The organism is Hugenholtzia roseola DSM 9546, assembly GCF_000422585.1.
Classification (GTDB): domain Bacteria; phylum Bacteroidota; class Bacteroidia; order Cytophagales; family Bernardetiaceae; genus Hugenholtzia; species Hugenholtzia roseola.
Map to the genome: position 1 here is coordinate 1 of NZ_KE383887.1, position 16,451 is coordinate 16,451.

At 42.1% G+C, this 16,451-nt stretch carries 8 protein-coding genes; all 8 read left to right on the forward strand.

Annotation, left to right across the window (positions count from 1 at the left end; all coding sequences use genetic code 11):
* Positions 1–372: 372 nt before the first annotated feature.
* The 8 genes from G500_RS0119450 (at position 373) to G500_RS0119485 (ending at position 16,442) form a co-directional block, all read left to right on the forward strand.
* Positions 373–2,064, forward strand: a complete 1,692-nt coding sequence (locus G500_RS0119450) for a formate--tetrahydrofolate ligase (protein WP_027003751.1) — start codon at positions 373–375, stop codon at positions 2,062–2,064.
* A gap of 576 nt (positions 2,065–2,640) precedes the next feature.
* Positions 2,641–9,966, forward strand: a complete 7,326-nt coding sequence (sov, locus tag G500_RS24340; RefSeq protein WP_161626165.1) for a T9SS outer membrane translocon Sov/SprA — start codon at positions 2,641–2,643, stop codon at positions 9,964–9,966.
* Between the two features lie 683 nt (positions 9,967–10,649).
* Positions 10,650–12,167, forward strand: coding sequence for a hypothetical protein (locus G500_RS0119460; protein WP_027003752.1), 1,518 nt, complete (start codon positions 10,650–10,652; stop codon positions 12,165–12,167).
* 227 nt (positions 12,168–12,394) lie between these two features.
* Positions 12,395–13,546, forward strand: a complete 1,152-nt coding sequence (locus tag G500_RS0119465; RefSeq protein ID WP_027003753.1) for an AAA family ATPase — start codon at positions 12,395–12,397, stop codon at positions 13,544–13,546.
* A complete protein-coding gene (locus tag G500_RS0119470) occupies positions 13,543–14,235 on the forward strand; it encodes a hypothetical protein (RefSeq protein WP_027003754.1) in 693 nt (230 codons plus the stop codon). Before G500_RS0119465 ends, G500_RS0119470 begins: the two co-directional genes overlap by 4 nt.
* Positions 14,236–14,242: 7 nt before the next feature.
* The gene (locus G500_RS0119475; RefSeq protein ID WP_027003755.1) at positions 14,243–14,446 is read left to right on the forward strand and encodes a hypothetical protein; all 204 of its coding nucleotides are present in this window, start codon (positions 14,243–14,245) and stop codon (positions 14,444–14,446) included.
* Between the two features lie 13 nt (positions 14,447–14,459).
* The gene (locus G500_RS0119480; protein WP_051203931.1) at positions 14,460–15,380 is read left to right on the forward strand and encodes a DNA adenine methylase; all 921 of its coding nucleotides are present in this window, start codon (positions 14,460–14,462) and stop codon (positions 15,378–15,380) included.
* The gene (locus G500_RS0119485) at positions 15,381–16,442 is read left to right on the forward strand and encodes a DNA adenine methylase (RefSeq protein WP_027003757.1); all 1,062 of its coding nucleotides are present in this window, start codon (positions 15,381–15,383) and stop codon (positions 16,440–16,442) included.
* Positions 16,443–16,451 lie beyond the last annotated feature (9 nt).

The following is a 16,451-nucleotide window of genomic DNA, read 5'->3' on the forward strand; positions in this document are numbered from 1 at the left end:
TTTGCAGGGCTGCTACTATTAAAACATAGACAAAATAGCATTTTGTACTTGTTTTTTGCTATTTTTGCAGTATCTTACAACGCAAATCAAAGATTTGCCGCACTGATAGGTCGTAGTCGGAGACTACGCCCAACGGGGGTCGTTTGGGTGCGCTCAAAGGCAAGGAAAACAAAAAGAAAAATCGCATTTTAGGTAAAAAACAGTACGATTTATCTAATCATTTGGGCAATGTTTTGACTACTAAATTACTTGTAATAGGTAATCACGTAAAAAGCGCAAACCCTTGTGGCTATTCAAATTTTGTCGAACTTTGCAGGGTATCGCCTACTTATTCACCACTTCTCACGTCCTCTCATTCTTTTGATTAGACCCATGAAAACAGACATCGAAATTGCACGCCAAACGCCCCTGCAAGCCATTCAAGATATTGCCACTACGCTGGGCATAGACGCAGAGGCACTTATTCCTTATGGGAAACATATCGCCAAAGTGCCTTATTCGCTGATTGCGCCTGCCCAAATTGCACAAAACAATCTTATTTTAGTTACCGCCATTACGCCTACCAAAGCAGGTATCGGCAAGACGACAACTTCGGTGGGGCTTGCCTTAGGGCTTTCCAAACTCCTTGCGCCAGAGGGCAAAAAGGCACTTGTCGCCCTACGCGAACCCTCGTTGGGTCCTTGTTTTGGCATGAAAGGCGGCGCAGCAGGCGGCGGTTATGCGCAGGTGCTACCAATGGAGGACATCAACCTGCATTTTACAGGCGATTTTCACGCCATTACTTCGGCGCACAACATGATAGCAGCTCTTTTAGACAACTATCAATATCAGAATCGTGGGACTGAAAAAGCCCTCAAAGAAATTGTTTGGAAGCGTGTTTTAGATGTCAATGACCGCTCTTTGCGCTTTATGGTGTCGGGTTTGGGTGGCAATGCCAATGGCTTACCACAGGAAACGGGCTTTGATATTACGCCTGCGTCTGAATTGATGGCGATTCTTTGCTTGGCAGAAAGTCTGGACGATTTGCGCCAAAAAATAGCCCGTATCGTCTTGGGTTATACCTTTCAAAATCAGCCCTTTACGGTGCAGGACTTAGGTGTTACGGGTGCGATTTTGGTCTTGCTCAAAAATGCCATTCACCCCAATTTGGTGCAAACCACAGAAAATACGCCTGCCTTTGTGCATGGCGGTCCTTTTGCCAATATTGCACACGGCTGCAATACCGTTTTGGCTACAAAATTAGCCCTTAGTTTTGGCGACTATGTCATTACCGAAGCAGGTTTTGGGGCAGACTTGGGTGCGGAAAAATTCTTTAATATCAAGTGCAGAAAGGCGGGGCTTGCTCCAAAGGTGACGGTTTTGGTCGTAACCTCACAGGCTTTAAAACTGCATGGGGGCGTGCCTGAAAGCCAAATCAAGATGCCGTCTTTGCAGGGCTTGGAAAAGGGCTTAGAAAATGTAAAAAGGCATGTGGAAAACTTGCAAGCCTTCGGGCAATCGGTTGTGATGGCTTTTAATCAATACCATTTCGATACCGAAGCCGAAATTGCCTACCTCGAAAAGTGGGCGCAGGCGCAGGGCATAGCCTTTGCCCTGAACGATTCTTTTTCAAAGGGAAGCGCAGGGGCTATGGAATTGGCGCAGAAAGTATTAGATACGATAGCTGAAAAACCTGCCGCACCCCTGCATTTTACTTATGATTTGGAAGACGACATTCCGACGAAATTACACAAAATCACGACTCAAATCTATCGTGGAAAGGGCATCATTTTGAGCGAAAAAGCCAAAAAATCGCTACAAAAAATACAGAAATGGGGCAAAGAATGGGAAGTAGAAAAATTACCCGTCTGCATTGCCAAGACGCAATACTCTTTTTCCGACGACCCCACTCAATTAGGCGTAGCACAAGATTTCGAGCTACACATCGAAGACCTTATCCTAAATAATGGGGCGGGCTTTATCGTGGCTGTGGCGGGGAATATCATGCGCATGCCGGGGCTTCCCAAAGTGCCGCAGGCACTCTTTATGGACATCATAGCGGGCGAAATTGTGGGGCTTTCCTAAAAAAATAAAAGCAAGCAGTCGAAAAATAAACCCTATTTTTTGGCAAACCTCTTTTTGAGAAAGCTAAAATTTGCAGGTTTGAGATTTTTTTTCAATATTTGCAGCCCTGACTTGCTTTTTCTAAGACAAAAATCCCCTATCTGAAAACCCTAAGCGTTAAAGTGCTTGGGGTTTAGCACCCAAAAACTATTCTAAATTCTACTCACTAATTACAACGGCAATTTCCAACAAGACCCAACCTTTGAGCCGCTTTGCTGGTACTGAATTTGGCGTTTTTTTATTTAAAATTGTAAAATTGCTACCTTTGCCTTTCTGTATTCCTCTCTGTCTATTGCTTATGGCATAAACTTCTACTTTGCGTCTTTTCTATTTCCTTTCCGAACACGAACCCAAAATCGATAAGCCCCAACCCTCGAAGGTCTGGCTTTTGTAGGCGGCAGGGCGGTTTGATAGGGTCGAGGCGTGGCATATTCAATTTTATACCCTTTTTCTCGGCAGGATAGACTTCTCTATCGAAGTTGGTCTTGTTTTAAGTAGTCTTTTTACATGCGGACATTCTCTTTTGTCGGTCTTGCTATGCAATCTCATAGCCTTTCTCTCTATTCTATTCTTTTTCAAGTGCTGCGCATTGGCGGCTTTTTTCTGTTAGGTAGCCCTGCGGCTCTTTTTGCACAGTACGATACCGTTCGCTATGTGCTGCCCGATACAAGCCAGAGGCAAGATGCCCGTCAGCTTTTGCCCGACCAAAGGGACGGCTTTCTCAACGACCCTCGCACGCAGGTAGAGCGAAGCTCTTGGCTTTGGCAGATGCCCGATTCTATCTATAAAAATTACCGCTTCCGCTTAGATTCGGCAGGTACGAAATACTACATCGAAGATGCCGAAAAAAACTTAGTAGGCAGCATTTCGGTAGCGGAGTATCGCCTTTGGAAGGGCTATCAAGACGAGCAAGCCTTCTTCAAGCGCAACATTGCCAGCAGTGGCAAAAAGGAAACCGACGTAAGCACAGGGCGAACCCCCAAGATTGAGGTAGAGCTACCCAGTGCCTTAGGTCCCCTTTTGGGCGGCAATAAGATAGAAATTCAGCCCACAGGGTCAGTTTTGTTAGATTTTGGGGGCAAATGGCAGCGCGTAGATAATCCTGCCATTCCTGTCCGTTTGCAGCGCAATGGGGGCATCAACTTCGACCAGCGGATTCAGTTGGGGCTTACAGGTAAGATTGGCGATAAAATCAATCTTAATTCTAATTTTGATACAAAAGCCATCTTTCAGTACGAAAACATGTTCAATCAGGGCTACAATGGCTATGAGCAGGATATTGTGCAAAACGTACAATTTGGCAATGTGAGCATGCAATCTAATAATACCCTTATTACGGCAGGGCAGAATCTTTTTGGCATCTCTACGCGCTTGCGTTTTGGCAAACTTTGGATAAATACGCTTTTTTCAAATCAAAGGGGCAGAACCGAAACCCTCACCATTCGCAATGGCGCACAGAGCAAAAACTTTGAAATTCGCGCCGACCAATACGAAGGCTATCGGCACTATTTTTTAGGGCATTTTTTTCGCGATAATTACGAAAATGCCTTGCGCACGATGCCTACCGTTACTTCGGGTGTGAATATCACGCGCGTAGAAATTTATGTAACCAATCGAAACAACGACACAGAATCGCAGCGCAATATTGTAGGATTTTTAGATTTAGGCGAGGGAAAGCCTTTTAGAAGCCGTTGGAATGGAAATGCAGGCGCGGCAGGAAACAATGCCAACGAACTCTTTGCCCAAATCAAAGACCTACCCAAAGAGCCTACCGCCATTTCGGACGCGCTGCAAAGTCCGCCTTTGCGCTTGGAAAACGGCACAGACTATGTGTTTTTGCGCTCGGCTCGCAAGCTCAAACCCAATGAGTTTAGTTTTCACCCACAACTTGGTTATATTTCCCTGCTTCAACCTTTGCGCACAGATGAAATTTTGGCAGTAGCCTATGAATATACCTACAATGGGCAAGTTTTTAAGGTAGGACAGCTAACGGAAGACTATCAAAATTCGGCAGATGGTGACGTGGTCTTGCTAAAAGTTTTGAATTTGCCCACCGTAAGAACGGATTTGCCCATTTGGGATTTGATGATGAAAAATATCTACTCCCTGCAAACGACGCAACTTCAGCGCGAGGGCTTTCAGTTTCGTATCGTGTATCGCGACGACCTAACGGGCATGGACAACCCAAGCCTACACGAGGGGCAGCGCACCAAAGACATTCCCTTAGTGCAAATTACAGGTTTAGACCGCCTCAACCCCAATTTAGACCCTCAACCTGATGGCAATTTTGACTATGTAGAAGGCGTAACCATCAATCCACAATTAGGGCAAATTATTTTCCCTACCTTAGAGCCTTTTGGTCAGAATTTAAGGGCGCGTTTTGATGAACGTTCGGAAATACAGTTTATCAATAAATATGTCTTCGATGAATTGTATCGCGGCACACAAGCCGATGCGGTGCTTTTTGCCAATAAAAGCAAGTTCTTTTTCAAAGGCAGTTATCAGGGTTCGAGCAACAACGAAATTATGCTACCCGGTATCAATATTTCCCCTAATTCGGTAAGCGTAACCGTAGGCGGCGCAAGGCTTAATGAGGGTACTGATTTTACCGTAGATTATCAAATGGGCAGGGTGCGCATCTTGAATCAGGGCGTTCTTAGTTCGGGCAAAGATATTTTGATACAATACGAAAGAGCCGACCTTTTCAGTTTCCAAACGCGCAACCTGATGGGTTTAGATGCCGAATATCACTTTACAAAAGATTTTAAAGTAGGTGCGACGCTTTTGCACCTAAACGAAAGACCTATCATCACGCGCGTAACCACTGGCACAGAGCCTATCCGCAATACCGTCTGGGGCTTACATTCTACTTATCAAAGCCAATCGGGGCTGCTGACGCGCTTAGTGGATAAGATTCCGGGTATCGATACAAAAGCCCCTTCGAGCATTTCTTTGCGCGGTGAATTTGCGCATCTGATTCCGGGTGAAAACAAGCTCATCAAAAGGCAAGGCGGCGAAGCGGCTTCTTACATCGACGACTTCGAAACTTCTGAAATTCCCTTCGACCTCACGCGCCAACCTACCCTTTGGGTCTTGGGTAGCACCCCGACGCGCTTTCGCGCCAATGAAGGCAATCCGCTTGCTTATGCCTACAAACGCGCCAAACTGACGTGGTTTAATGTAGATTTTACTGCCTTTTTTAATCGCGGCTTCGGACAAAGTCCGCCTCCCAATATCACGCGCGAAGACCAAAACAACCATTACACACGCATCATCTCTTTCAATGAAATTTTCCAAGGCAGAGATGCCCAGCAGCTCAATAACCCCGAAGGAACGCTTAATTTGGCTTATTTCCCTTCTGAAAGAGGGCAGTATAATTACAATCCCGACCTCAATCGCGATGGCACGTTGCGCAATCCGAAAGACAACTTTGGGGCGATTACAAAGGGCATCACTACCGACATCGATTTTGATAAAATCAATATCCAATACATAGAATTTTGGCTTTTAGACCCCTTCATCAATTCGCCCAACGGAAGGGTAGAAACGCCACAAGGTGCAGGTGCGCCCAATACCACAGGCGGCTCTCTGTATTTCAATTTGGGTAGCGTTTCAGAAGACCTCATTCCCGATACACGCCACAATTTCGAGAACGGTTTGCCCGCCAACGAAAACGAAGTCTTGGCTGCCCGATTAGACACCACCGCTTGGGGGTTAGCTACAAGGCAGCAATTCCTACTCAATGCCTTTTCTTCCGACGAAGGCGCAAGAGAAAGGCAAGATGTTGGGTTAGATGGGCTTAACGACGTACAGGAACGCGCCTTTTTTGCCGACTACCTTCAAACCATACAATCGCGATTAGACCCTGCCGCCTTCCAACGCATTTCACTCGACCCTTCCAACGACAATTTCCGCTACTATTTAGATGAGCGATACGACCAAGAGAACAAGAAAATATTGGGTAGGTATCTCAATTTCAACAACTTAGAAAACAATTCCCCCGCCAATGCAGGTACGGCAGCTTATAGCGTCTTTCCCGACAATGAAGACCTCAATAGGGACAATACCATCAACGACATCGAAGCCTACTACGAGTACAAAGTCGACCTTACGCCCGGACGTTTGGAAGAAAATCCTTATGTAGTAGATAAAGTTACGACTACACACGAGGAAACAGGCGAGCAGGTGAGTTGGTATCAGTTTAGAATACCAATACAGCAGTTTTCGGATAAAATAGGCGGCATCGAGGGCTTCAAATCTATTCGCTTTATGCGCCTCTATCTGACCGAATGGGAGCAGCCAGTGGTGCTGCGCATGGCACAATTTCAATTAGTAGGAGCGCAATGGCGACCTTATTTTTCCGACCTGCGCGACCCCGATTTAGACCTACCCATCGAGCCTTATGAATCTGGTTTTCGCCTTTCTACCGTCAGCATCGAGCGCAATGGCGTGGCTTCGGGTGAAAATATTATCCCCTATGTAGTGCCGCCCGGCTTTGTGCGCGATATAGACCCCACTTCCATTACACAGGCACGCCTCAATGAGCAATCTTTGCAGATGTGTGTAGATGAATTGCGCGATACCGACAGCCGCGCTGCCTTCAAAAACGTAACCTACGACCTTATCAATTACGGCAGGGTCAAGATGTTTTTACATGCCCAAAGCCAAACGGCAAAAGATGGGGAAATGAGTGCCTTTCTGCGCTTGGGTACAGATTTTAAAGACAATTACTACGAAATTGAAGTACCGCTTTCTATCACGCCCTACTCGGCGCGTACTACACAGGAAATTTGGCTTTCCGAAAATGAAATCGATTTGCCCATCAATGCCCTTTTAGATACCAAAAATGAACGCAACAAAGAGGGCTTGAATATTTTAGTGCCGTATTCGCGTATTTTCGAAAAGTACAAACTAACCGTAGTGGGCAATCCTGATATTAGCAATGTGCAGCTTATTATGATAGGCGTGCGCAATCCGCGCTCGGCTGATGCCCTGCCCAAAGATATTTGTATCTGGGCGAATGAATTGCGCGTAACCGAATTTAATAAGCGTGGCGGCTGGGCTGCCAATGCGACCATGCAGGCACAGTTAGCCGATTTTGCCAACGTCAATGCTGCCCTGCGCTATTCCTCGCCGTTTTGGGGCAGTATTCAGGATAGAATTGCACAACGCCAACGGTTTAGTTCGCTTTATTACGACGTAAGTGCTAATGTTGCCTTAGACAAAATCTTTCTAAACCGTTTGGGCATCTCTTTGCCTATGTATGTCGGTTTTGAAAGCGACGTACAAACGCCCTTTTTCAATCCCTTAGACCCCGACATCGAACTCGACAAGTCCATCGAAACGCGCTATGCACAGAGTCAACCCGATTTTAGAAACATGGTCAGCGAAAGGTTTAAAAGGCGAAGTCTGAATTTTACCAACGTCCGAAAGACAAAGGTGAAAGAAGGGGCAAAACTCCACTTTTGGGACATAGAAAACCTAACGGCAAATTTTGCCTACATGGAATCGGAAAGAAGCAGCATTACCTTAGCCGCCGACCAAATCCGAAACACCAGCGGCGGACTTGCCTATAATTACGGCTTCAAAGCCAAACCTTGGGAGCCGTTCAAAAAGAATGAAGCCCTTAATTCGCCCTTTTTGAAACTCCTGCGCGATTTTAACCTCACGCCCCTGCCCACCAATATCACCGTAGCAGGCAATCTGACGCGCCACTACCAAAAGACGCAATACCGCAATTCCGACCTAACCACAGACGGTATCTTGCCTATGTATCAGAAATCTTTTATGTTTGATAGGCTCTACAATGTGCGTTGGAATCTTTCTAAAAATCTGACCCTCGACTACAACGCCACTGCCAACGCCATCATAGACGAACCCGCAGGCGAGGTCAATCGTGAGGCTGCCGATTCTATGTGGACAAACTTCAAGAATTTTGGTAGAATGAAATTCTACAACCAAACCTCCGCTCTCAATTATCGTCTGCCTTTGGATAAAATTCCGCTTACTGATTTTATCAATGCCGACCTTCGCTATTCGTCTAATTACACTTGGACGGCAGGCGCAGTTGGTATCGCTGATAGCTTGGGGCATGTGGCGCGAAATGGCAACCAAAAATCTATCAATGGGCAGATAGATATGACCAAACTCTATAACAAGAGTGCCTTTTTGCGGCAGGTCTTGAATCCGAAGGCAAAACCCGAAACTATCCCCTACAAAGAGGAAAAGAAAAAACGCCTCCAATTCAAAATCAAACGCTTAGAAAAGCGCAAGAAAACGCTCGAAGAGAAGCGCGTGGCAAAATTAGAACAAGAAAAAGAACGCCGCCAAAGCCGCAACGATTCTACCTTTGTAGAAGCGCAGCTCGATTCGAGTACGATAGAAAAAATAAGCCGCAAATGGTGGAAAAAACAAGCCAAGACGCAGGTTAGGAAAGATACCACAGAGGCGCGTTTGAAGGCTTTGCAGCAAAAGCAAAAAATGCGAAAAGAGAATCCTACCCTTATCAAATCGGGTAGCCGCTCGGCAATGGGTTTGCTTTTGGCGGTCAAGAAAATCAATGTGAGTTATTCGGAAAATAGTAGCACCCTGCTGCCCGGTTTTATGCTCACGCCTAAATTTTTGGGTGTGGAAAATAGCTCTACCAGCTTGCTGCCCTTTGCCTTTGGCGCACAAAATCGCAGTTATTTGCAAGAGATGGTACGCAGGGATTGGCTCTCGCAGAGTGTTGCCCAAACAAATCCGCTCTTTCAAGACCGAAGCCGCACTTTGAACGTGCGCATCGACATCGAGCCGATTCCCGATTTTCAAATTCAGATAGAAGCCCAACAGACCCAATCGAACAACTTTTCGGAGGTCATTCGCTACAATCAAAACCAATATCTTTCCGAAACGGCTGTGCGCAGTGGCAATTTTAGCATGACCACTATCGCCTTGCGGACGGCTTTTAGTCGTGATGACAACTTTGGCAATTCGCCCATCTTTGACGATTTTATCCAAAATCGTGAGCGCATCAGAAGCGATTTGAGCAGCCAAAACGAAGCAGGCGATTATACTCGAAATGCCCAAGATGTCATTATTCCTGCCTTTTTACAAGCCTATTTGGGGCGTGGAAGCAATACGACGGCGTTTTTCCGCCTGCCTTTGCCTAATTGGAAGGTCAATTACAATGGCTTGCACAAGACTGAACGATTTAAGGAGGTCTTCAAAAGTTTTACCCTCACACACGCCTATTCCTCGCTTTATAGCATAGGCAACTACACTTCTTCTTTGCTCTATGATGCTTCGGTGCTAAATTTAGATGTCAATGATTTTGCCCTGCCCTTAGCCTCACAATTTGATGCGGAAACGGGCGAATTAGTGCCGATTTATGTCATGAATCAGGTAGGATTTACCGAAAAATTCTCGCCACTTATTGGCATCAATGCCCGCACGCAGAGCGATATTACCATCAAGCTCAACTTCAACCGCACGCGCACCATAGGGCTTACCCTTTCCAACGTGCAGGTTACGGAACTAAGAAGCAACGACATTTTGATAGACATCGGTTTTAGGAAACAAAAAGTCAAGATTCCTTTTAGCGACATTGTGCTGCCCAACGATTTGACTTTCCGCTGTGCCTTTACCCTTCGCGATACGCGCACGGTGCAGCGCAGAATAGACGACCAAGAGCGTCAGGAAAGCAAAGCCACCGCAGGCAATATCAACATTCAATTTCGCCCTACCCTATCTTATACCGTCAATCAGCGTGTTAGCCTAACGGCATATTTTGATAGAACTATCAACAATCCTGTGGTCTTGAACGCCTTTCCACGCAAGACTACCGCCTTCGGGGTGCAGGTCTTGTTTAGTTTGGCACAATGATAAGGCACAAGGATAAGACACAAGGATAGGAAAGGGGAAACAGCAGTAATGCTTAAATTCTAAAAAGCAGATGCCACGTAGGGACAAGGCACGCCTTGTCCGAATTGAGATTGAAACAAAAAGGGTTCAGCCCAAATTTTGTTTCGTTTCTAATTTGACACGAAATAAAATTTAGACTTAAACCCTAAGGGTCTTCAAGACCCTTAGGGTTTGGGGCAGGGTGCATTTGAGGCTTTTACCCTTGTAACAACGCCCACTGCTGTTGATAGAAAAGGGAAAACGGCTATTAAACGGCTATTAAACAACACAAAGACGAAAAAGGGCTAAAAAAGGAGTCGCTTTTTCCTTCACCGTTATTTCATACGCTTTTATCAAAAGAAGCCGTATCTTTGCCTAAAATAGTTGTTTTGAGAACTATTTTTGCCGTCTGATGGGTAGTTGTGAGTGGATAGGGCTATAAGAACTGCCTGAACCCCCACCCTGCCCTCCCCCCATAGGGGAGGGTTCGAAAACCAAATCATTTTTTTCGCATTTATGCGAAAAAAATGATACAAAATTGAAGCCCCTCCCTATGGGGGCAGGGGTTTGGGGTGGGGTGCATTTCCCGACTTTCCACAACTGACAACTGCCGTCTGAAAAACAAATTGGCTTGTCTTTATTTCTAACCTCTGCCCCTATCTTTTATGCCTAATTCTAACGACAACAAAAATTCCGTTCCTACTACCCGTCAGAAAGCCCTGCGCATCAACCTCGATTCTCGTATCTATGGCACTTTTGCCGAAATTGGAGCAGGACAAGAAGTAGCAGCCTATTTTTTCAAGGCTGGGGCGGCTTCGGGTACGATAGCCAAGACGATGTCGGCTTATGATATGGCGTTTAGTGATGCCATTTATGGTGCTGAAAAAAGTGGCAGGTATGTCTGCCAATCGCGCGTACTCAAAATGGTCAATTATGAGTATGATTTGGTGGAAGAACGCTTAAAAGAAAGCCGTCCTGATACTTGTTTTTTTGCCTTCTCTAATACGGTAGAAGTGCTTAATTTTATGAAAACCAATCGCGGACATGGCTGGCTGGCTCTCAAATTCCAACTGCACCCCAATAGCAAGCCAAGTGAGTTGGTTATTCACGTTAATTTATTAGACAACCACAAATTTTTGCAGGAACAGGTTATCGGTATTTTGGGTGTGAATATGATGTACGCCTGCTACTACCACCACGACAACCCCGATTTGATGGTTACCTCCCTTATGGACAACCTCACGCGTGATAGGGTAGAAGTGGATATGTTTCGTATCGTAGGCGAAGATTTTAGCCACATCGACAACCGCTTGATGAGCCTGCGCTTAGTCAAGAATGGCATGAGCAATGCCGCCATGTTTGGGGCAGACGGAAATGTTTTGCAGCCTTCGGAGGCTCTTTACAAGAAAAACATTTTGGCACTAAGGGGGCGTTTTCGCCCCGTAACGCACGTAAATGTGGATATGCTCGAATGTGGGAAAAAGGCGTTTCTTGCCGAAAAAGATGTCAAGCAAGACGATTTTTTGGTGCTTACCGAACTGACTTTGAGCAACTTACGCGCCGAAGGGCAAATAGATGAACAAGACTTTTTAGATAGGGTAGATATTCTTTGCTCTTTGGGAAATACGGTAATGATTTCAAACTATCAGGAATACTACCGTTTGGTCGAGTTTCTTTCGCTTTTTACGCGCGGCAAAAAAATTGGTATCGTCTTGGGTATTTATTCTTTGGGCGATGTCTTTGCGGAAAAATTTTATACAAACCTACGCGGCGGCATTTTGGAGGCATTTGGAAAACTTTTCGGACAAAATGTCAAGTTGTATGTCTATCCTTCGCGCATACCCGGTACGAAAGAACTTTTGGGTTGTGAAAACTTCGAGGTGTCGGAAAAGCAAGCCTCTCTCTTCAAATACCTTTTAGACAACAACCAATTAGCGACTCTTGAAGAGGTCAATCCCAATATCCTGCACATTTTTTCCGACAACGTCTTAGAAATGATTAAACAAGGGAAAGAGGGTTGGGAAGAAATGGTGCCTGATAAAGTGGCGCAAGCCATTCAACTCAAATGCCTTTTTGGGTATCCCTGCCCCATCGATAAAATCGAGGAGGTGCGCTCTATTCGCGAAGCCGAACAGAAGGAAAGGGAAGCCCGACAACGCCAAATGTTGGAAGAAGAAGACTAAAAAACACAAAACCCTAAGCCTTTTCTGCAAAAGTCTTAGGGTTTTTTAAGTTTAAATAAAAACCTTCTTTTTTTAGAAAACCTCATTTCTGGTTTGGAAATTTGGGGGGAGTTTTGTAGGTTTGGCGTAGCTTTCGTACTTTTCTTGGAAAGGGTGGTTTCCCTTGATAATAAATGAGTTATGTTCTAAAAGGAAAAGTTATTGTCCAAAAATAAATAACAGTATTTATGAAAATATCAAAATTTCAATTTGAGGATAAATCGTTAGAATGGCGTTTGGAAGAATTATTACTCAATAAACTTACGCTATTGGTAGGCGCGTCAGGTGTGGGCAAAACGCAAATTTTGAGGGCTTTAATGGAACTGAAAGAAATTGCAGAGGGAGAATCTATCAATGGAGTGGAGTGGAATATTGAGTTTGAAACACTTAGCAAGCAAAAATACATTTGGCAAGGCGAATTTGAAAACAAAGGTGTTTCAATTTTTCCTGATGGCGATAATGAAGATAAAAGCAACAAACCCAAGATTATTTTTGAAAAATTATTCTTAGATGATGCCCTAATTGTAGATAGGACTTCTGATACCATCATCTTTAATGGGCAGCCTACCATCAAGTTATCACAACAAGAAAGCATCTTGAGCCTACTCAAAGAGGAAGAACGGGTAAAACCAGCACACGAAGGTTTGAAAAAATTACATTTTGCAGACCATACAATGTTTGTAAATTTATTAGGTGGGTTTCGTCTTAATCTTTTAAACGCCAACAAACTTACAAAAAAGTATAGCAGTTTAAAAAAAATACAAGAAAGTGAATTAGATATAGGATTAAAGCTATTCTTCTTGCAAAAGGCAGATGGAAAAACTTTTTCCATTATAAGACAACGCTTCATGGATATTTTTCCGCAGGTTGAAGATATAAAAATTGCACCGCTTGACACCAAAGATAAAGAGATGTCTAATTTGTTAAAAGATTATCCTTTTATTCAAATCAAAGAAAAAAGTGTCAAAAATTGGATAAGTGAAAATCGTATTTCATCAGGCATGCTTCGTACTCTTATGCAATTAAGTGAATTGTATCTGTGTGCAGAAGGTACTGTTTTTCTAATTGACGAGTTTGAAAATAGTTTGGGTATCAACTGTATAAACGAAATTACGAATGACATTTTGGCTTCAAGAAGGCAATTACAGTTTATTTTAACGAGCCATCACCCTTATATTATTGATGCAATTAGTTTCAATAATTGGAAATTAGTAACGCGCAATGCGGGCATCATTAAAACGCATAATATTGATAAGTTTGGCATTGGAAAGTCTAAACATAGTGCTTTTATGCAACTAATTCAATTAGAAGAATATCAAACAGGACAGGAACAACTATGAACATTTATTTCTTAGTAGAAGGCAAACGAACAGAGATGAAAGTTTACCCTAAGTGGTTGTCCTATCTTGTTCCCGAACTGCAACGAAGCACAAGTTTTGATACGGTTGTCAAAAATAATTACTTTATGTTTAGCGGCAATGGTTTTCCTTCGTTGCTCGATAATCATTTGCGAAACTGTGTTATTGATATTAACAATGCAGGAAATTATGATTATTTTGTAATTTGCCTTGATGCAGATGAGCAAAGTGTAGAGGATTGCAGGCAGGAAATTTTGGAATTTATGAAAAAAGAAAATATTAACCTCAATTCTAAAACAAAATTTAAAATAATTGTGCAAAATAAGTGTTTAGAAACATGGTTTTTAGCGAATCCTAAAATTTTCAAGAAAAATCCAAACAGTAATTTTTTAAAAGAATGTATAGAGTTTTACAATGTCAAAAAAGACGACCCTGAACTAATGGGAAAACTACCTGATTTTGAAAGCTCAACTTCCGTATTTCATTCGAGTTATTTACAAGAGCTTTTAGCAGAGCGGAATGTAAATTATAGCAAGAAAAACCCACAAAGCGTTGCCGAAGAATACTTTTTGCGTGAGTTAATTTTACGAAATCAAAAAACGAATCATATCCAGTCTTTTCAAAATTTTATCCAGTTTTGTCAGGAGATACGGATAAAAATAGTGCAGTAATCTAAAAATGAGCTATAATTTTCTTTTTTTAGAAAATCCCATTTTTGATTTGGAAATTTGGGGAGAGTTTTGTAGGTTTGGCGTAGCTTTCGTACTTTTCTTGGGAAAGGTGGTTTTGGGGAATTTGAGGGAAATGAGTAATGGTGCAGGAGCAACCCCTGCTGCCTGTCATTTTAAGAAAAACGAAACCGAAAATTTCGTAATTTCGTAGAAAAAATAGATAAATGCAATCAATAGCTGAAAAACTGACTTCTAAACAAATCAAATCACCACTTAATTATATTGGTGGAAAATATAAATTGTTGAAGCAAATTTTACCTTTATTTCCAAAAGAGATAAATACTTTCGTTGATTTGTTTGCAGGTGGCTGTAATGTAGGTTTGAATGTGAAAGCAGAAAAGAGGATTTGTAATGACAACCTGAAATTTTTGGTAGAAATGTACCAAGATTTTCAAAAACATAATCTTTCTGAAATTTTACAACATATTGAAAATCAGATAAATAAGTTTGAATTGTCTTTGACAAATGAAGAAGGTTACAAAAAACTGCGTGAGCATTACAACCAACATAAAAATCCTTTGGATTTATTTGTTTTAGTGGCTTTTTCGTTCAATCATCAAATTCGGTTTAACAATTCTCACGAGTTTAACAATCCTTTTGGACGCGAAAGAAGCAGTTTTAACGACACCATGCGCACAAATTTGATGCAATTTGTCCGTAAAATTCAGGCAATAAATGTTCAATTTACTTGCTTTGACTTTGCTCAATTTGACTTTTCGCATTTAACTGAAAACGATTTTGTCTATTGCGACCCGCCGTATTTAATTAGTTTGGGTACATACAATGATGGAAAGCGTGGTTTTACAGGTTGGAATGAAAGCCAAGAATACAAGTTGTTGGCAATTTTAGAAAACCTACATCAGCGAAATATAAAATTTGCTTTGTCTAATGTGTTGGAACACAAAGGCAAAGAAAACGAGATTTTGAAAAATTGGCTTACTAAAAACAATTATTTGAAAATCAACTACTTACGTGCAGATTATAGCAATTCTAATTACCAAACTTTGGTACGTGAGAAAAATGCAAGCATAGAAGTTTTGATAACGAACTATGAATCTTCAACACCTAAAAATTTGTTTGGTTAGATGCGATTTATTGGAAATAAGGAAAATTTGGTAGAGAAAATCTTTCAAATTTTGCAAAATAAAGATATTGTAGGTAATTTATTTTTTGATTTTTTTGCAGGCACAAGCAATGTAGGGCAGTTTTTCAAAAAGAAAGGTTATCAAGTTTTTTCTTCTGATTTGCTGTATTTTTCTTTTGTCTTGCAAAAGGCTTATATTGAAAACAACGAAGTGCCTACTTTTGAAAAATTGTTATCAAAAACTGACATCAAAACCCATTCACTTTTTGCAAGTCCTTTAATGCAAATAGTTGATTTTTTGAATACTATCCCACAACAAGAAGGTTTTATTTTTCAGAATTACACACCCGAAGGAACGAAAGACTTAGATATTCCGAGAATGTATTTTAGCAACGAAAACGGAAAAATTATTGACGCTATTCGTCTGCAAATTGAAACTTGGAAAAATGAAAATTTATTGACTGAAAATGAATATTATATTTTATTAGCTTGCCTAATAGAAACTGTGCCTTTTTACGCTAATATTTCGGGAGTTTATGCCGCATTTCAAAAAAAATGGGATGCAAGAGCAGTAAAAAAAATGATTTTACGACCTATTGAAATTATTGTTAGCAATAAAGAAAACAAAGTTTTTAATCAAAATTCGGTTGAGTTGATTTCAAAAATACAAGCGGACATTTTGTATTTAGACCCGCCTTACAACCAAAGGCAATATGCCCCAAATTATCATTTATTGGAAACTATTGCCAAATATGACAATCCAAGCATAAAAGGCGTATCGGGTATGCGAAATTATGAAAACCAAAAATCACAATTTTGCAATGCAGAATCAGGCTTAAAAGAACTTTACAATATTGCCAAAAATGCCAACTACAAAAAATTGATTTTGAGCTACAACAGCGAAGGCATTATGACACAAGACAAAGTTTTGTCTGTTTTGGGTAGTTTTGGCGAAGTGGAATTAGTAGAATTTGATTATCTTCGTTTCAAATCAAATTCCAACGGTGAGAGTAAAACCAAGAAATTTATTCAGGAACAACTTTATATTTTGAGGAAATTTTAAACAACAAAA